The sequence below is a fragment of the Spongiibacter sp. genome, assembly GCF_984394615.1.
Genome location: NZ_CFHTQA010000031.1, coordinates 19354 through 38041 on the forward strand (window position 1 = coordinate 19354; position 18688 = coordinate 38041).

The window sequence follows — 18688 nt, forward strand, 5'->3', positions numbered from 1 at the left end:
TCGCCATAAAACGGCGACTGGGTAGGTATTTTTTATGCATTAATCCGCTAGAGTGTGCTGCCCAGTCATCTTGCTCACTCTGGAGGAGTTTGTGCAATACCCCGTCGATCCCGATTTTCCCCGCAGTGATGAAGATCGTGAGCTGATTGCGCCGCTGGCCAGCTTGCCTGTGCGGCCCGTATTTATCATGGGCCTGCACCGATCGGGCACCACGTTTCTCTACGACAGTGTGGCCCGTGCTTTCCCGCTTTCCCAGCTAAGCCTCTACCGACTTTTTTACTATCGGCGCTTGCTCTGCAACGCAAGAGACGGACAAGCAGACGTGGATCAGCGGAAACTGGATGCCTGTTTTGCGGCACTGGGCATTCGCGACCGCAAAATTGACAGCGTGCCGGTCGCGGCCGATGAGGTGGAAGAGTACGGTTTTCTGCTGCGTCGATTGGGAGGCAGTTTCAAGCTTAGTGATGATACAGCGCCACTGTTTGAGGAAATGTGCCGCAAGCTGTTGGCCCTGGAACCCGACAGCGAAGCGGTATTGCTCAAAAACCCTTGGGATACCGCGAATGCGCGCTGGATTGCCGGGCGCTATGAGCAAGCCCGGTTCATTTATATCAGTCGCGAACCGATTGCGGTGTTAAACAGCATGCTCAATGCATTTCTCGCCTACCTCGACGGTCCTCAACACTACTTGGAAATGCTGCTGGATACAGGCAATGGTCGTAAGGGATATCGCAAGGGCTACCTGATTTGGTTGTTGATGCGTGGTCTGCGAACAGTGCTGGGAGAACGGGCGATAGCGCTGCTCGCTCGGCCCATGCTGGCCAGACACGTGGCCAGGGAAGTCGTCAGTTATCGCCAACAACTGGCAGCGATGCCGGGCGATCAGGCCGTAGAGGTGGACTACGCACAGCTGGTGCAAAACCCCGGCGAGACAATGACGGCGCTGGCGGGGTTTCTGGACTTACCCCTGCGCAATGTCGACGAGTTGGGCTTGCGTGCGGCGAAGCCCCGGCATTCAGTGCACCCGATTCTGAAGGCGTATGAGGCATCCTTGAACAGGCAGGTTGATAAGGCAATGCGCGCCGCCAAGCCAGCCTGATAGGCTGCTTTCTTCAGTCACCATTTTGTCTATTTTCTTGACGTTGCTGTCAGTATTTTGCCTGTCCGCCGCGACTCTTCTGGTAATGATATTGCTTCTTGTTATAACTTATTGATTCCCTTGAGGAAGGTGCTCCTTCGCTTGCTACTACAACACATTTTTACATTATTGTGTGTGTCACAGTTCGGTGTAAGTGTGTAGTAATGCGTTGAAAAATAAGGGAAAATTCGTATTTTCATGTTTTCTCTGTGATGTGTATCACGCCTGTCCAATCGCCTATCTCTCTATTATCGACCTAACGAACAGCCAAGCCGACGCCACGCGCTGTTCCTTCTCAATAATAAGAAACTTCGCAGACCAAGAACTCCCGCTTGCCGTGAGAAGAGTTCGTCTGTTTAAAAATTTGCCTAGCCGAGAGACGACTACGATGGAACAGCCGCCGCCCCAACAAACGGACTACAACAAGCCGCAGAGCAAACGGGAAAGACCTGCTCCGCTGAACACCGAACCCTTCCGCCGTCCAGGCACTACGCCATCGGATGACGAGGCATTTAATCGACTGCTACCCATCGCAAGTGCTCAACGCGGCATGTGGATGGGTGAGAAAATCGGCCCCAGCGATGCAGTCTACAAGCTGGCTGAATATGTGGATATTGGCGGTGACGTCGATGTGCCGACGTTTCTGAAAGCCAGTCAGCTGCTCACGAAAGAGGCGGAATCCACCCGCGTGCAGATTGTGGAGACCGCAGAGGGTGCGCGCCAGTTAGTCAATGAACAGTATCCGGGTGAATTCCCTTTCCTCGATTTCAGCGCCGAAGACGATGCAGAGGCGCACGCTCTGCGCTGGATGAATGATGAGGTCTCGCGTCCCGTGGACCTGGAGCGAGAAGCCCTTTGGCTGGGCGTACTGATCAAGTTATCTGAACAGCGTTATTTCTGGTATCAGCGCTGTCACCACATCACCTTGGACGGCTTTGGCGGCGGTTTGTTGGCCCGTCGTCTGGCGGATATCTATAACGGCCTGCTCGCTGGCGGCGACATCGGAGAAAGCCCGTTTCTGCCGTTGGTGCAGCAGTTGGAAGAAGAAAAGGCCTACCGGGAGTCATCGCGTATTGAGCGCGATCGCGACTATTGGAAGTCTCAACTGGCCGGCCTGCCCGATGCCATTTCCCTGTCGCAGCGCAGTGCTCCGCGCAGCGGCGGCCTGCGTCGCAGCGCGCTGGTCCTGTCGCTGGAGCGCTCCGCACAGTTGCGTGACATCGCACAGCAGGCGGGGGGAAGTGTGCCGCAGCTGTTGATCAGCATGCTGGCGGCGTATACCTATCGAATGAGTGGTCAACAGGATCTGGTCTTCGGTATGCCGGTGACGGCAAGGGTGAATCGTCGTCTGCGCAGCATTCCGTCGATGATGGCGAATGCCGTGGCGATTCGCTTGGCGATGGGCGATGAGCAGAGTCTTGTCGAGTTGCTGGGGCAGACGGCCAAGGTCGTGCGCAGCGCGCTGCGCCATCAGCAGTATCGCTACGAAGAGCTGCGGCGCGATCTCGGTCTGCTGGGCAGCGGCCAGCAGATTTCCTGGATGGGCGTGAATATCGAGCCCTTTGATTATGACTTTGGCTTCGGCGGCCACCATTGCAGTATTCACAACCTCTCCAATGGCACTGTTGAAGACATGACCGTGTTTGTCTTTGACCGTGGCGAAAAGCAGGGGCTGCACATTGTTATCGATGCCAACCCGGCGCTGTACAGCCAGTTGGAACTGGATGAGCATCGCGACCGCCTCGGTCGTCTGGTCGAGGCCATGATTCAGGCGCCGAACAGCCCTATTGGTGACTTCGATCTGTTGTCGGCGGATGAGCGTCGCAGCCAGTTGCAGGCTTGGAACGACACCGAGTCGCCGTTGCCTGCAGCTTTCTGGCCGGGGTTGTTTGAGCAAAGTGTTGCTCACTTTGCCGATCGCCCGGTCCTCAGCGATGCGTCGGCGGTAATGAGCTACCGTGAGCTGGCGGATCAGGTAAACCCGCTGTGTCAGCTACTGCGCGAACGCGGTATTGGTCCGGGCAAGGTCGTCGCCGTTGCCTTGCCCCGAGAAAATTGTTTGCCGACAGCGCTGCTGGCCATTCTGAAAAGCGGGGCGGCGTATTTGCCACTGGACCCTGGCACCCCCGCCGAGCGGGTGGCGATGATTCTTGAGGATGCGCGGCCAGACCTGATTCTTAGCAGCAAGGACTGCCAGCAGGGCCTGCCAGACACGGGCGTTCCCTGTCTGTTGTGGGAATCGCTGACGCTGAGTGATTACCCTGCCAGGGCATTGCCGGATGTTGCGATTGCCGGTGATATGCCCGCCTATATTATTTATACCTCCGGTTCGACGGGGCGTCCCAAAGGTGTTGTGGTGCCTCACCTGGGGCTGCAGAACTTCCTGCTGGCAATGCAGCAATCCCTGTCGCTGACGCCGGACGACAGCTTGCTGGCGCTCACTACGGTGTCCTTTGATATTGCGGTGCTGGAGCTGTTCCTGCCCATGCTGGCTGGCGCCCGCGTGCACATTGCCAGTCGCGATATTGCCCGCGATCCGGCGGCGCTGGCAGCGGTGATTGCCGAGCAGGGCATTACCACTCTGCAGGCCACCCCTTCACACTGGCAGGCGCTGCTGGAAGAGCACGGTGATGTGCTGCAGGGGATTCGTCCACTGGTGGGTGGCGAGGCGCTTCCCACCGAGTTGGCTCACCGTATGCGCCGACTCGGTCAACCACTGGTTAATCTCTACGGCCCCACCGAGACCACGATCTGGTCGACGATGATGATTCTCGACAAGATCGGCAACAGTGCGCCGCCTATCGGCCGACCTATCGCCAACACACAGGTCTATGTGTTGGACGAGAAGATGGCACTGCTGCCGCCCGGTGTGCCCGGCGAGTTGTATATTGGTGGTGCCGGTGTGGCACTGGGCTATCACAACCGTCCTGATTTGACGGCTGAGCGCTTTGTCGACAATCCCTACGGCGAGGGGCGCCTGTACAAAACCGGCGATCAGGCCCGCTGGCGACGCGACGGGGTATTGGAATACCTCGGACGCAACGACTTCCAGATTAAAATCCGTGGCTTCCGGGTGGAAACAGAAGAAATCGAAACCCATCTGCTGCGTTGTGTCGGAGTGCGCCGGGCCGCTGTTGCCCTGCGTAAAGATCCGGCCGGGCAGCCGAGACTGGTGGCCTATCTGCTTCCCGAAGAGGGTTTTGATGCCGACAGCGAAGCGCTGCAGGCCTCAGCCTTGCGCTTGCAGATCGAGACCAGCCTGCCTGACTACATGTTGCCGTCGCACTACGAACTGGTGAGCGACCTGCCGCTGAATGTTAACGGCAAGCTCGATCGCAAGGCCTTACCCGAGCCCCATTGGCAGTGTCTGAGCGAGTATACGGCGCCACGCACACCGCTGGAGGAAAAGCTTGCGGAGCTGTGGTGCGAGATTTTCCAGCTGGATCGCATTGGTGTGCACGACAGTTTCTTCGATCTGGGCGCCGATTCGCTCACCGCCGCGCGGATGGTTGCTCGTCTGCGCCTGCTGTTGGGGCGCGATGTGCCACTGGCAGCGGCGTTTGAGGCCACCACCATTGCCGAGCTGGCCGAACACCTGCAACGGGGTTCACAACTGGACCCGCTGGCTTGCTGCCAGACCCTCAATACGGCTGCCGCCCGCCACGAAGGTGCGCCACTGTTCTGTATTCACCCGGTGCTGGGGCTGAGCTGGGGCTTTGCCGGTCTGGGGCAGTACCTGGGCAAAGACACGGCGCTGTATGGTTTGCAGTCGCGGGGACTGGATGGACAGGCAGAGCTGCCCGGCAGCATTGAAGAAGTGGCCGCCGACTATATTTTCCAGCTTCGCCAGATTCAGCCCAGTGGCCCCTACCGCCTGTTGGGCTGGTCCATGGGCGGTATTGTGGCGCAGGAAATGGCGCGTCAACTTCGCGACAGCGGCGAGTCGGTCGGTTTCCTGGGGGTACTCGATGCCTACCCCTTTAAGTTGGAAAATGGTGCCAGTGAAGCGGAGGTCGCGCTGGGTATTGTTGATTTCCTCGGTCTGGACGCCGCGCGTGCGCCGGCCTCTATGGCAGAGATGAGCGACTTCCTGTGCCGGGAGTACGATGTGCTGAATATGGATATCGTCAAAGGCTTGCAGGATCAGCACAGCAACCTGTTGGAAGATGTGGCGGCGGTTATTGCGAATAACCTCTCGCTGTTGCAAGGCTTTGCACCGGGCGCGGTGGATGTGCCCATGCACTTCTTCCAGGCACTGGATACAGCGCGTTCCGAAAGCATTCAGCATTGTCCGAGCGTGTGGCACGACAAGGTGGCAGGCCTGCATGTACATCCGGTGAATTGTCATCACCAGGCGATGCTGGAGGCCGGACCGCTGGCTGAAATTGGTCCGCAGATTGCCGCGGCATTGCTGAGTGGCCTGCGGGAGGCCTCGTGAATATCTGCATTTTTTCTATCGGTACGCAGGGCGATGTACGCCCCTTTGTGGCACTGGGGCTTGGTCTGCAGGCAAAGGGGCACCGGGTGTGCATCGCCACCGGTAAAAGCTGTGAGGCATTGGTGCGCGACAGCGGGCTGGATTACGCGCCGCTGACCGCCGACTTTCTCGAAGTGATGGCCAGAGATCCGGAAGTGCTGCAGCGCGGCTTGAACCCCCTGGCACTGCTGAAAACGGCCCGCCGGGAACTCAAGGCCATGTCGGCAGACTGGCCGGAGCAGGCGATGAGCGCGGCGCGGGGTGCCAGCTTGCTGATGGGCAACGGCATGGTCGCTGCGCTGGCATCGGCACTGGCAGAGCGCTTTGATATTCCAATGGTAGAAACCCATCTACAGCCGGTGAGCCCCTGTCCGGACATTCCGCCGATGATGTTGCCGCCGCCTCAGCGGCCGCGACCCGGCGTGATTAATCAGGGGCTCTATCACGCCTGTCGGGTACTGACCTGGCAAATGATGGCGCCCGCGTATGCCGCGGTTCGCGAGCAGCTCAAGCTGCCACCGCTGCCGTGGTACGGGCCGTTTTACCGGCGCAAACTGCCCCACCGGGTGCTGTATGGTTTCAGCCCGAGCCTGATTCCGCCGTCTCCCCATTGGCCAGAGAACGTCAAGGTGGCGGGCAACTGGTTTTTGGATGAAGGCGAGCGCTGGCAACCGCCCCTCGCCCTGAGTGAATTCCTCGCTGCCGGGCCGAAGCCGGTCTATGTCGGTTTTGGCAGCATGCTGGGGGGCGATGCGCAGCGGCTCAGCGATATCTGGCGCCAGGCCTTGCGTAATACCGGACAGCGCGGCATTTTTGCCACGGGCTGGGGAGGCCTCACGGCCGTCGATGACGCGAAGATATTCTGCCTGAGTGCCGCGCCTCATGACTGGCTGTTTCCCCGTGTGGCGGCGGCGGTCCACCACGGCGGCGCGGGCACTACCGCGGCTGCAGCGAAGGCGGGTGCGCCATCGGTGGTGATGCCCTTTTTCGGCGATCAGCCGTTCTGGGCCTGGCGGCTTGCCAGCCTCGGCACGGCGCCCGCTGCCGTCACTCGCAAGACCCTGAGTGTGGATTCGGCCACGGAAGCCCTGCGCTACGCGCTGACCGCGCCTTGCCAGGATAAGGCGGCGGAGCTGGGGCAGCGCATCCGCGCTGAGGACGGCGTCGATGAGGCCATTGCCCAGCTACAGCGCTGGCAGTTGTTGCCGGGTATGCCCGACTTTCAACTCGCCGGCTCGGCCGCTTAGCAGGGCATGCTGAGCGCGCTGGCGAACACAGACACTCCATCGCATTTTCCCTACGATCCTTTCCTGAAAAGGTTTTCATTGCTCGATCTGCCGGGCACGGCTCAGCAGGCGGTGATTTGCCAGTTCGACGTAAATCATTACCGACCGGCACTGTTCGAACTGCTGGATATAGCCATGCCTGCCAAGCTGGCGGGCGCGAAGGACTCGCGCTGTGCCGATTATCTGGCGGGGCGCTGTGCTGCGCGTCAGGCACTGGCGATGGCCGGGGCCGACGAGGTCGCACCCTTGCGCGGCGCCTCCGGAGAAGTGCTGTGGCCGCCGGGTTTGCAGGGCGCGATCAGTCACCACGGGGATCACGCCTTGTGCGTAGTCAGTCGGGAGGGCTTTCCCGGTATCGACCTGGAGAGGGTGATGAGGCCAGAGGTTTGTTGCGAGGTGGCGGGGCTGGTCGGCCATCTTTCTGAGCGACGATTGCTTAGAGAGAGCGGTATGCCGGAGGCCGAGGCCATCAGTATTCTGTTTTCGGCAAAAGAAAGTCTCTACAAAGCGCTGTTCCCGGCACTCAGGCACTATGTCGATTTTCTCGACGTGGGCTTGAAGCGCTTTTTGCCCGAGCAGCAATGCATGGAGCTGGAGTTGCTGCGCTGTCAGCATCCCGAGCGTTGCGGGCAGCGATTCACCGTCCATTGGCAATGCTGCGACGGAGTGGTGTTCACCTATCTATGCGCGTCACTTTCCTGAGGCGCGGGGTATTCCTCAATAGCGATGTTGAAGCGCATGTAGAGCATCGACATCAGCGGACTGATTAGATTGAAGAAGCAGAAGGGCAGGTAGCTGAGGGTGGCGACGCCCAGGGCGGTAGCGTGAAACGCGCCGCAGGTATTCCAGGGAACCAGAACCGATGTGGCTGTACCGGCGTCTTCGAGCGTGCGGCTGAGATTGCGCGGACTGAGTCCGTGCTGCCGGTACAGATCGCCGTACATGCGCCCGCTGATCAGAATCGTCAGGTACTGTTCGGCGGCGGTCAGATTGAGAATGCCGCAACTGCCCGCTGTGGTCGCAACCAGCGCCGTGCGGTTACGTGCCACGCGTTTCAGCGCGGAGGTGATATCCCCCAGCAGGCCAGAGGCCTCCATCAGACCGCCGAAAACCACGGCGCAGAGTATCAGCCAGATTGTGTTGAGCATCCCTGCCATACCGCTGCTGCTGAGCAGTTCATTGCTGAATTCATGGCCGGTTTCAATCTGGCTGTCGCCAACAATCGTCTGTACAAGTCCTCGATACATTCCCAGCCAGTCGTCACTGCCGCCGATCTGCTGAACAATATCGGGCTGCACCAGTGCAGACAGCAGGCTGCCCAACAGGGTGGCGATAAACATCACTGGCAGGGCCGGGACGCGGCGAACGATAAGAATTACAACCAGCAACGGGGCCAGCAACAGCCAGCCGGAAATCACCATGCTGTGGGTGAGGGCCTTGAGCATAATGTCGGCCTGCACGATGGCGCCATTGCCACTGTGTTGTAGGCCAATGGCGAGGAAGATCAGCAGGGCGATGGCAAAGGAGGGCAGGGTGGTCAGTGCCAGGTAGCGCACATGGCTGAACAGCTCAACACCGCAGACGCCCGCGGCGAGGTTGGTGGTGTCTGACAGTGGCGACAGCTTGTCGCCGAAATAGGCACCGGAAATAACGGCCCCGGCGGTGATGGTTTCACTCATGCCCAGTCCCGCACCGGTGGCCATCATGGCAATGCCGAGGGTGGCGGCGGTCGTCCATGAGCTGCCGATGGCGGTAGAGACGATGGCACAGACAACGGCCACGCCCGCGTAGAACCACGCAGGGTCTGCCAATTGCAGACCGTAGTAAATCAGCGTGGGCACGATGCCCGCGACGGTCCAGGTGCTGGACAGCGCGCCGATCAGCAGCAACATCATCATCGGCACAATAGCCACACCGACGACTTTGAGCATTCCCTCTTGAAGCTCGCGCCAGTGCAGGCCCCGGCGCAGACCGATCAGCGCGGCGAGGCCGCCGCCCAATAGCAGGGCGAGCTGGTTGGCGCCCTCAATCCCGGCGTCGCCGTACAGGGCGACGTTAATGCCAAGCAACAGTAGAACGAGTAACAGTGGGATCAGGGCAACAATGACTGTGCCGCGTGGCGCTGGACTCATGGGGGTTCCTGCGGGGAAAGGTCACAGCATAGCGCGTGTGCTGGGGGCTGTCATGATTTGGCGGCGGCAAAAGCCGCCGCCGCGGGGCTTACAGGCCGGTTTTCACCCGTAGTGACTTGAAGGTGATGCTGTTGTGGTCTTCCAGGTCGCGCTCGGGTTCCTCCGCCAGACTGGCATTGGGGAAGCGCTTGAACAATTCGCTCATGCTCAGATAGAGCTGGTGCTTGGCAAGTGCTGCACCGATGCAATAGCGCGGGCCGTAGCCGAACAGCACATCGGGATCGAAGTGGCGGCGCACATCCAGATCGTTAGGCTTGTCGAAGAAGTTGGGATCGTGATCCTTCAGGTGCGGCATCATCAATACCATTTGCCCCTTCTTCACCTGTTGGCCCAATAGCTCTCGGTCTTCGGGGATATAGCGGGCAAAGCCCATTTTGGAGTTGGCAGCCCAGCGCATGATCTCACTGAAGGCGTTAGAGAATGCGGCCGTCGATTCAAGCGCCAGCGGCACCTGATCCGGGTTAGTGAGCAGGGCGTAGGCCGACCACTGTTGTGCGACCAGCGTGGTGTCGGCACCGGCGCCGATCAGGGCGAGGATCAGGGTCACAATATCCCACTCGTCGAAATCGTCGTTTTCGGCCTCGACTTTCAACAGGGCGCTGAGAAAATCTTCCTCGCCGCCGGGGGAGGCGCGGCGCTCGGCAATCACCTCAAGCAGGATGTCGATGGCACGGTTGCTGTCTTCCTGCGCCTTGGCGCGGCGCTCTTCCGAAATCGTGGGATTCCAGGTCTCGGTAAAAGTGAGCACGGTCTGTTTGATTTGCGGCCAGTATTTTTCGGGAATGCCGACCATGCGGGTAATGGAAATAAACGGAATGTGCTTGGCGACCTGTTCGATGTAGTCGAACTCTTCCACGTCGCCCAGTTCCTTAAACAGGCGCTGTATGTCGGGCTCAATCCGGCGGTTGATGTTATCGACGACGTTCCGTGAAAACGCCGGTGAGGTGATTTTGCGAATCAGGCGATGGTGGTCCGGGTCCGCCAGCAGGCTGTGGCCCACCAGTGCTTTTTCAAAGTTGGTCCAGCTTTCTTCGGTGGGGCGCGGCGGAGCGAATTCCCAATCGTAGAAGTCGGAACTCAGGTACTCCTGTTTCCAGCACTCCATGATGTCGGGCATACGGGTCATGATCCAGCACATCCACGGCGCATACCAGACCAGCCGGCCACGTTCCGAGAGCGCCTGACACTGCGGTCCCGGATCCAGCGCGTACTCCATGGAATTCGGATTGAACAGGGTTTCGATGGGCGGCAGTTGGCTCTGTTGTTCTTCCTGCAGCATTGCTTTGCTCCTTGTCATTATTGTTGGCGCGCAGCCGGGCCTGCGCTCTGCAATACCGGTTTGCAAAAAAGATACTACCGTGTATCTTTATTCTCAAGTGAGATTTTTGTAGTTGCCGAAACGCTTCAATCCGCTGTTCGAAATAATAAGCCTAAATAGATCGAGGAGTTGTCATGCAGGAGTTCAATAACAAGGTGGCGGTGATCACCGGCGGCGCCAGTGGCGTCGGGCGCGCACTGGCACTGGCGCTGGCCAATGAGGGCGCCAAAGTCGTGATTGCAGACATTGAGGCGCAGGCGCTTGAGCGCGGTGTGGCAGAACTGACAGAAATGGGTTGCGAGTGCCTGGGGCAGCGCGCCGATGTGACCGACCCGGCATCGATGCAGGCGCTGGCCGAGGCCGCCTGGAAAAAATTCGGCGCTGTTCACCTGGTCTTTGCCAATGCCGGTGTCGGCACCGGCGAAGGCGGCAATATGTGGGACTACAACCTCAACGACTGGGAGTGGGGCTTTCGGGTGAATACCTGGGGCCTGATCCACACCATTAACGCCTTTTTACCGAAGCTGGTTGAGCAGGGCGAAGAGGCGCATTTTGTGGTGACCGGTTCCGGCAACGGGGCATTTCTGGTGTTGCCGGATACGCCTATCTACACCGCCACGAAAGCGGCTGTTCAGGCGATTACCGAGAATCTGCACTACCAACTGCAGGCGCAGCAATCACCGGTAAAGGTCAACGCCCTGTTTCCCGGCCCGAATGTGGTGAACACCGGTATTTTCAATTCCGAGCGCAATCGCCCGCAGGATTTGCCGGTCGATCCGAATAAACCGGATTCGGGCATTCATTCGGTCGACGACATGAAAGCCATCATGGCGCAGTACGACATGGAGCTGAAGACCACCGAACCCGAGGAGGTGGCGGCGTTTGCGCTGAACGGCATCCGCGCCGAGAAGTTCTGGATTTCGCCAATGTCCGAGAAGTCCCGTGCCGCATTTGTCGCGCGTACCCAGAGTATTTTGGAGGGCACGACGCCCACGCCACCGAATGTTCTGTAAGCGCACCGGGGGCACGTCATGATGGCAGACGGTGACGTGCTCGCCGATCATGCGCTACTATCCGGCGCTTTGGCGAAGAATAAGGAGAAGCCGGTGCCGGTAAGTCAACTTGGGCGTCGCGAGCGGAAGAAGAAAGCGGTAAGAGAAGCGATTCGCGCGGAAAGCCTTCGGCTGATTGGTCGACACGGCGTTGAAGGGCTGACAATTGATGCGATCTGCGACTGTGTCGATATCGCGAAAAAAACCTTCTACAACTACTACGCGACCAAAAATGAGCTGATCAGTGAGCTGTGTCAGGAGGAGTTGCTGCGCGGCACCGATAAGCTGATTGATGAGGTCATTGAAAGCGGCAAGCCCTTCGCTGAACAGCTTGAAGACATGATCAATGTCTTTATTCGCCGTGAACAGCGAGCCGGTGGGGTTGAGCGGGAGCTGATCGCCTTCTCGGTGGGCGCACTGGCGGCGAATATTCATGAGGGGGCGGGGCAGCTCGCCTTTATCAACAGTATTTTCCTGCGCTTTTACGAACACCATCGCGAGGTGCTGAAGCCGGAGCTGAGTACGGCGTTTTGTGCGGAAGTGACGGTGGGAATGCTGAACGCCATCACCTTGAACTGGGTGCACGACACCGAGTATGACTCTCCATCCCGTTACCGCGAACTGTGGGCGTTTATTGTTTCCAGCATGCTGCGCAACGACTGAGCTTTTCCCTTCTTCTCCCCAATGTGATCTCCCCAGCGCTTTCTTGCCGCAATTAAGCGCTGCCCTCTTGACCCGAATAAGTAAACCATATAGTTTTTTTACAACGTAGTTACCTTTTTTGAATAAGGGTTCGGAGGGAGCATGAATAATAGATATAACAAGCCCATCCCGTGCGGCTGGTTTGCCATTGAATACAGCAAGGATCTGGCGCCGAAGGATGTGAAACCCCTGACCTACTTTGGTCGAGATCTGGTGCTGTTTCGCACTGAGTCGGGTGAGGCGGTGATTCTCGATGCCCACTGTCCCCACCTTGGTGCCCACCTCGGGCACGGTGGCGAAGTCCATGGTGAGAGCATCGCCTGTCCCTTTCACGCCTGGGAATTCGATGGCCGCGGCTTCTGTACCAAGGTGCCCTATGCCAAGAATATGCCGCCTAAGGTGGTCGATAAGCAGGCCATTGGCCGCTACCCGGTGGTTGAGGTCAATCAGATGATCTGGGCCTGGTACCACCCCGAGGGTGCCGCGCCGATGTGGGAAGTGGAGCGCCACGCCGAGTTGCACTCTGACGAGTGGACGCCCATGGACACCTACGACTGGCAGATCAATTCCATTATTCAGGAAACCGGCGAGAATGCGGTGGATATCGCGCACTTTGTCACAGTGCATGGTTCGCCGGAAATGCCTGACGGCAAGGTGACGATTGAGGGCTATCGACGCTGGACCATCATGGACAGTCAGCAGCACGCCATCGACGAGCAGGGCAATGTCGACCTGAGCGGTGAAAACTATGACCAGGGGCGGTTGGAGACTTATTCCTTTGGGCCGGGTCAGACCTTTCAGAAATTCTCACGGATGTTCGACATTGTGATGATGGGGACCATCACGCCGATTGACGATCAGAATATCCACATGCGCTTTAGCTTCAGCATGCCCAAACAGCAAACCTCAGAGCACACGCTCTACGCCAATGCGTTCCGCGACGAAATTGTGCGGCAGGTCGGTCAGGACATTCCGATCTGGGAGAACAAGGTGTATCTCGAAGAGCCCACACTCTGCGACGGCGATGGTCCGATTGCCCGTTACCGTAAATGGTTTGATCAGTTCTACGCCGCATAAGCGGCGGCGGGTGCTGCGCGCCTTGAGCATCGTTCCAACACAATAAGAGGGATAATAATGAGTGAGACAAGCGCTATCATGGGAAAGCCGGGAGATATCCTCAACTGGCCTATGTTGAAGATTCGCTACATGAGCGACCCCGCCAGCATTGCCAAGCTGCTGCCGCCGGGCATTAATCCCGGCAAGCAGCCGGGCGTCACCATTACCATCTACAATTTTCCGGTGCTCAATGAGCCCGAGTACGGTTGCGTGGTGAATGTCGATGCCGAGTACAACGGCATTGAGGGCGAGTACACACTTGGTATTGCCATTGATCAGGAAGCCGCTATCTACATCAGCCAGGAACGCTGGGGACAGCCGAAGTACTATGCGGAAACCCAGTATTATCGGCTGATGGATTTTATCTCCGCGAAAGTCACTCACCGGGGCTACACTTTTCTGGAGTTCAAAGGACAGGTGACCGGGCCGGGTGAAATTCCGCCGGAGTTTGAAACCAATGAGTGGTGGATTAAACAGCTGAGAGGCGTGGACTCGACGGCAGAGAATGTGACTTGGGATTTTCCGCCGCACGTGGTGCGCGTGTACTCCAAATACGGCACGGCGCAGATCGAGAAGCTGCAGGGGCAGCTGACGCTCAATCCGAGTCCCTGGGACCCGCTCGCCAGCGAGCTGCCGGTGCGCAGTGAGCCCGAGGCCTGGCTGTGGTCACCGATCTTTCTGGATCGCCGCCTGACTCTCGAAGGGGCTCTGGATGCTGACGCGTTCACCCCGTTTTCTGACACCATCGGCGGTTCCCGCTGGCTGGGTGAAAACGGCGGCCCCAAGCAGGGCTGATGCCGGCCGGTCGGGCAATGACGCCCGGCCGATGTTCTCTTGCTCGCCGTTTTCTCCTCCTATCCGGTAATACCCCTATCTTCCAATGCGGTCGCCGCTTGATTCAGGTCAAGCGGCTGGTCCGGCGCTGGCGTTACAGTGCTGAGCATCAACCCATGGGAGTGTATGGCATGCACAGTATTTTTCAGCAGCTCGAGGCCGATCATCAGCGAATGCAACGGATGCTTTACGAGTTGATTCACGAGATCGAACGCTTTTCCGGCATGCACGTCACTCCCGCCAATCTGGATACCATTCTGAATGGCCTGGATTACATCCAGACCTTTCCCGAAGCCTGGCACCATCCGGTGGAGCATGTGGTATTTCGCCAACTTCATTCCAAACTGGGCATCAATCACTACGCCCTGAACAATGTGATGCGCGACCACAGCATGCTCGAAGCGCTGAGCGAACAGCTGTCGCTGATTTTTGCCGAGTTGCGCATGGGCGAGCAGACACTGCGCCCGAGTCTTGTGCGCCTGGCGCGCCACTATCACAGCCGACAGATTTCCCATATTCATGAAGAGCGCAGCATTTTTTCGGTTGCCGATCAGCTTTTTACCCCGGCTGACTGGGAGGAAATCCAGCAGGCAATTACGGTTGAGGTCGGCGAAGACCGCCTCGCCGAGCGCGATGCCTATCTCGCCGCGTTGCCGTTGCAGCGTCCCGCCTTTGACGGCGCCTTTGTTCACTAATAATGATGTCGGCGCTCAGGGCGCCAGGAGTATGAGATGTCTGTTGCGTTAGCTGAAAGCATGCACGATGCCGGTGAGCTGGTGCGCCGTTATGCGGTGCAGGGACCACGGTACACCTCTTATCCCACAGCACTGAATTTTCGCGACGACTTCGGCGTGGCGGACTACGATGCTTTTTTGAAAGAGGCGCGACGCAGCCCGTCGCCGCTGTCTCTGTATGTGCACGTGCCGTTCTGTCACAGCCTCTGCTATTACTGCGCCTGCAACAAAGTGATTACACGCGACCCCAATGCCAGTCGGCGTTACCTGGATCATCTGCATAAAGAGCTTGAAATGCTCTCTGACAGATTGGGGCCGGGGCGCCGGGTTACCCAGCTGCATTTGGGCGGCGGCACGCCCAATTATCTGGACAAGGCCGAGATGACGGAACTGGTGCACTCCCTGGCCACGCACTTCAATCTTGATGACGGCAGTGAGCGGGAGTTCTCCATCGAACTCGATCCGCGCTCGGTCGATGAGGACTATCTCGCTCTGTTAAAGGGCTTGGGGTTCAATCGCATCAGCATGGGCATTCAGGACACTGATCTGCGGGTACAGGAGGCGATTAATCGCGTACAGAGCACGGATATGATCGCCCGTTTGATGGGGGCCGCCCGCCGCTACAATTTCCGCTCGGTGAGTATGGATTTGATTTACGGCCTGCCGCGGCAGACGCTGGAGACCTTCTCGCGGACGCTGGACGATGTCATTGCCTTGTCGCCCGAGCGCATCGCCCTTTACCACTACGCTCATTTGCCTCAGCGGTTTAAGTGGCAGAAGTCGATGGATCGCCACCCGATGCCGAACAGCGAAGAGAAGCTGTCGATATTCCTGCTGGCCGAGCAGCGCCTCAGCGAAGCCGGTTATATCAATATCGGCATGGACCACTTTGTGAAACCAGAAGACGAACTCGCCAAATTTCAGCAGGAAGGGCGTTTACAGCGGAATTTTCAGGGCTACTCCACCTGTCGTTCTCCGGATGTGATTGGGATGGGCGTGTCAGCGATCAGTTCTCTGGGGCGCTGCTATGCACAAAACCATAAATCTCTGGAGGAGTACTACGCGGCCATCGATGCCGGACAACTGCCGGTGGCAAAAGGGCTCACCCTGAACGCCGAGGATCTGTTGCGGCGTTATGTGATTATGCAGTTGGCCTGTAATCTGCGCCTCAGTTACGTCGATCTCTACGACCGCTTTCATGTGTTTTTCCGTCGCAAGTTTGCCGACGCGATTCCCGAGTTGGAAGCGATGGAGCGAGAAGGCATCGTCACGCTGATGCCGGATGAGCTGCGGATCAATGATCGTGGTCGCTTGTTGTTGCGCAATATTTGTATGTTGTTTGATCAAAGCCTGGAGCAGCATCAGGGCGCGTACTCCAAGACGCTGTAGTCATTAGCCAGAGAGACGTTTTAATCGGGTAAAATAGCCGGATGCAGACTTGACCCTTTGCGGTGATAGGCGTTCAATGGCGACAGTCTGACTATGCCGTTTAGCGTCTGGAGGCCGCATGCAACCCGTCAATGCAACGAAAGCTTGCCCGCACAATCCTGCAGTAAGTTGTAATAATTGCCGGTTGAGTGGCATCTGCCTCCCCCTTGCTCTGGAAAGTGACGAGATTGTGCGTCTGGACAATATTGTTCAGCGCGGTCGTCCATTGCAGAAAAGCCACCATCTGTTCCGCGAAGGCGATGTCTTCACCTCGGTCTATGCCGTGCGTTCGGGGGCGGTGAAAACCTACAGCATTACCGATGCGGGTGACGAGCAGGTGACCGGCTTTTACTTCCCCGGCGAAGTCGTCGGGCTCGACGGTATTGGTCAGAACCGCTATGCCAGCTCGGCGGTTGCGCTGGAAGTCTCGGCTATTTGTGAAATTCCCTTTGCGCAGATTGAAGACCTCAGTGGCCAGCTGCCCAACCTGCAGCGGCATTTCTTCAAGCTGCTCAGCAGCGAGATTGTCGATGACCAGCGGCATATCACCCTGTTGAGTAAGAATACCGCCGATGAGCGGGTCGCTTCCTTGTTGGTGAGCATTTCTGCGCGTCAGGCGCGTCGGCAGTTGTCGGCATCGGCGTTCCGTCTGCCGATGGCGAGAGCGGATATCGCCAGCTTTTTAGGCTTGACGGTGGAGACAGTCAGTCGTGTGCTGAGCCGTTTCGCCAAGCAGGAACTGGTTAAAATCGACAACAAAGAAATCAGTCAGCTTGATGTGGAAAAGCTGAAAACCGTCGCAAACCTCTAGTTACCGTCGATTTAGTTTTCCGCTTGACGCAAATCAAGCAAATCTCCTGAATTCCGGCTAGACTCTGGAACTAAACCTTCCACCAGAAAAGAGACTAGGCCGTGAGCGCAATAATAAGCAATCCCTTCGGTTTTCTGTTCAGTCCCCGCAAGCAGTGGCAAAAGGTGTCAGAGCTCAGCGACAGTTCGCTGGCATCGAAGCTGCTGTACCCCATTGTTCTGGCTGCTGGACCCTGTATCGCGTGGTACTACGGTGCCAGCAGGATCGGCTGGACAGTCGGCGACGGCGAGATTGTGCGCCTGACTGACCAGAGTGCGCTGCAAATCGTTATTGCTTTCTACTTTGCGATGTTGGTTTCTCTCGCGATCATCGGTTACTCGATTAACTGGATGTCGGAAACCTACGGGGCAAATTCATCGATCATGAAGGGCATGGTGGTTGCGGGCTACACCGCAACGCCCTTGTTCATTGCCGGACTGGTGGGTTTTTACCCGGTGTTCTGGGTAGACCTGGCACTGGGCATTGCTGCGCTGGGGTGGGCCGTATACCTGCTCTATCTCGGCATTCCACTGGTCATGGGAATTCCTGAGGATCGGGGCTTTCTGTATGCCTCGGCCGTTGTGGCCATTTGTATGGTGATTTTCATGGCGCTGATGGGCTGTGTTGTCATCCTCTGGGATATGGGGATTACCCCGGTTTTCACGGATTAACGTGATTGAGTTATAGCGTGGGTGGAGTCAGGAGCGAAGGCTCAGATTTTCTGCGACATATTGTCGCAGAGCGGTTCCGATTTTCGTTGATCTGAGTCAGCATCCTCGCCGCCGCAGGCTGGCACAATTAGCCACATTTTTTCAAACCTCGCCTCAGATATGCATGAAAAACCGTATCTTGAGCGCCGTCCACTCTAGAGGAACATGAATCGTCATGGCGTCTTCACTAGAACATCCAATCTACAACTACAAAGTCGTGCGGCAATTTACCGTGATGACCGTGGTGTGGGGCATTGTTGGCATGGCTGTCGGTGTGCTGATTGCGGCACAGCTGGTGTGGCCTCAGCTCAACTTTGACACGCCCTGGTTCAGCTTCGGCCGCCTGCGGCCACTGCATACGAATGCGGTGATTTTTGCCTTTGGGGGCTGTGCCCTCATGGGGTCGTCGCTCTTTGTGGTACAGCGAACCTGTCAAACCGCGCTGTTGTCGACGCGCCTCGCGGGGTTTGTGTTCTGGGGCTGGCAGCTGGTTATTGTGCTGGCGGCAATCACCCTGCCGATGGGCATGACCAGCACCAAAGAATACGCCGAGTTGGAGTGGCCGATTGATATTCTGATCGCCATTGTTTGGGTGGCGTATGCGGTGCTGTTCTTCGGCACCATCATGAAGCGCAAAACCGACCACATCTATGTGGCGAACTGGTTCTACGGCGCGTTCATCGTCACGGTTGCGGTGCTGCATATCGTTAACAGCATGGCGGTGCCGGTGTCGCTGACTAAATCCTACTCAGCCTACTCTGGTGCCGTGGATGCCATGATTCAGTGGTGGTACGGGCACAACGCCGTGGGCTTCTTCCTGACCGCGGGCTTCCTGGGCATGATGTACTACT

The 18688-nt window shown here is 57.9% G+C and carries 15 protein-coding genes; 13 read left to right on the top strand and 2 right to left on the bottom strand.

From position 1 onward, the window contains the following. Positions 1 to 91: 91 nt before the first annotated feature. From AC5DB9_RS11950 to AC5DB9_RS11965, 4 genes are all read left to right on the top strand, one after another. On the top strand, positions 92 to 1099 hold the full coding sequence (locus tag AC5DB9_RS11950; protein WP_272989932.1) for a sulfotransferase: 1008 nt from the start codon (positions 92 to 94) through the stop codon (positions 1097 to 1099). 427 nt (positions 1100 to 1526) lie between these two features. Then, positions 1527 to 5576: an amino acid adenylation domain-containing protein gene (locus tag AC5DB9_RS11955; RefSeq protein ID WP_273010019.1), complete on the top strand. Its 4050-nt coding sequence runs from the start codon at positions 1527 to 1529 to the stop codon at positions 5574 to 5576. Continuing rightward, positions 5573 to 6862 carry a glycosyltransferase gene (locus AC5DB9_RS11960; RefSeq protein WP_272993839.1) on the top strand — a complete coding sequence of 430 codons (1290 nt, stop codon included), beginning with the start codon at positions 5573 to 5575 and terminating at the stop codon, positions 6860 to 6862. The genes AC5DB9_RS11955 and AC5DB9_RS11960 overlap by 4 nt, the downstream gene beginning before the upstream one ends. A gap of 6 nt (positions 6863 to 6868) precedes the next feature. After that, positions 6869 to 7603: a 4'-phosphopantetheinyl transferase family protein gene (locus AC5DB9_RS11965; RefSeq protein ID WP_272993837.1), complete on the top strand. Its 735-nt coding sequence runs from the start codon at positions 6869 to 6871 to the stop codon at positions 7601 to 7603. On the opposite strand, the gene nhaC is transcribed toward AC5DB9_RS11965, so the two are convergent. Both nhaC and AC5DB9_RS11975 read right to left on the bottom strand, forming a co-directional pair. Continuing rightward, complete coding sequence (nhaC, locus tag AC5DB9_RS11970) at positions 7579 to 9033, bottom strand: Na+/H+ antiporter NhaC (RefSeq protein ID WP_022958033.1); 1455 nt, start codon at positions 9031 to 9033, stop codon at positions 7579 to 7581. The two genes, AC5DB9_RS11965 and nhaC, sit on opposite strands and share 25 nt — an antisense overlap. Positions 9034 to 9121: 88 nt before the next feature. Next, complete coding sequence (locus tag AC5DB9_RS11975; RefSeq protein WP_022958032.1) at positions 9122 to 10372, bottom strand: cytochrome P450; 1251 nt, start codon at positions 10370 to 10372, stop codon at positions 9122 to 9124. A gap of 173 nt (positions 10373 to 10545) precedes the next feature. On the opposite strand from AC5DB9_RS11975, the gene AC5DB9_RS11980 reads away from it, so the two are divergent. From AC5DB9_RS11980 to AC5DB9_RS12020, 9 genes are all read left to right on the top strand, one after another. Further along, positions 10546 to 11424, top strand: a complete 879-nt coding sequence (locus AC5DB9_RS11980) for an SDR family NAD(P)-dependent oxidoreductase (protein ID WP_272993834.1) — start codon at positions 10546 to 10548, stop codon at positions 11422 to 11424. An 18-nt stretch (positions 11425 to 11442) separates the two neighbouring features. Further along, positions 11443 to 12126, top strand: coding sequence for a TetR/AcrR family transcriptional regulator (locus AC5DB9_RS11985; RefSeq protein ID WP_272993832.1), 684 nt, complete (start codon positions 11443 to 11445; stop codon positions 12124 to 12126). Between the two features lie 141 nt (positions 12127 to 12267). Further along, the gene (locus AC5DB9_RS11990) at positions 12268 to 13242 is read left to right on the top strand and encodes a Rieske 2Fe-2S domain-containing protein (protein ID WP_272993830.1); all 975 of its coding nucleotides are present in this window, start codon (positions 12268 to 12270) and stop codon (positions 13240 to 13242) included. Positions 13243 to 13299: 57 nt separating this feature from the next. After that, a complete protein-coding gene (locus AC5DB9_RS11995) occupies positions 13300 to 14076 on the top strand; it encodes an acetoacetate decarboxylase family protein (RefSeq protein ID WP_022958028.1) in 777 nt (258 codons plus the stop codon). Between the two features lie 170 nt (positions 14077 to 14246). Continuing rightward, positions 14247 to 14810, top strand: coding sequence for a hemerythrin domain-containing protein (locus tag AC5DB9_RS12000; RefSeq protein WP_022958027.1), 564 nt, complete (start codon positions 14247 to 14249; stop codon positions 14808 to 14810). A 36-nt stretch (positions 14811 to 14846) separates the two neighbouring features. Next, positions 14847 to 16238: an oxygen-independent coproporphyrinogen III oxidase gene (hemN, locus tag AC5DB9_RS12005; protein ID WP_273010018.1), complete on the top strand. Its 1392-nt coding sequence runs from the start codon at positions 14847 to 14849 to the stop codon at positions 16236 to 16238. A 118-nt stretch (positions 16239 to 16356) separates the two neighbouring features. Then, positions 16357 to 17088 (top strand): fumarate/nitrate reduction transcriptional regulator Fnr, encoded by a 732-nt coding sequence (gene fnr, locus AC5DB9_RS12010; protein ID WP_022958025.1) that lies wholly within the window; start codon positions 16357 to 16359, stop codon positions 17086 to 17088. A 101-nt stretch (positions 17089 to 17189) separates the two neighbouring features. Beyond that, a complete protein-coding gene (locus AC5DB9_RS12015) occupies positions 17190 to 17798 on the top strand; it encodes a Yip1 family protein (RefSeq protein WP_272989157.1) in 609 nt (202 codons plus the stop codon). 214 nt (positions 17799 to 18012) lie between these two features. Further along, positions 18013 to 18688, top strand: a 676-nt coding sequence (locus AC5DB9_RS12020; protein ID WP_491732055.1) for a cbb3-type cytochrome c oxidase subunit I, incomplete at its 3' end; no start/stop codon positions are given.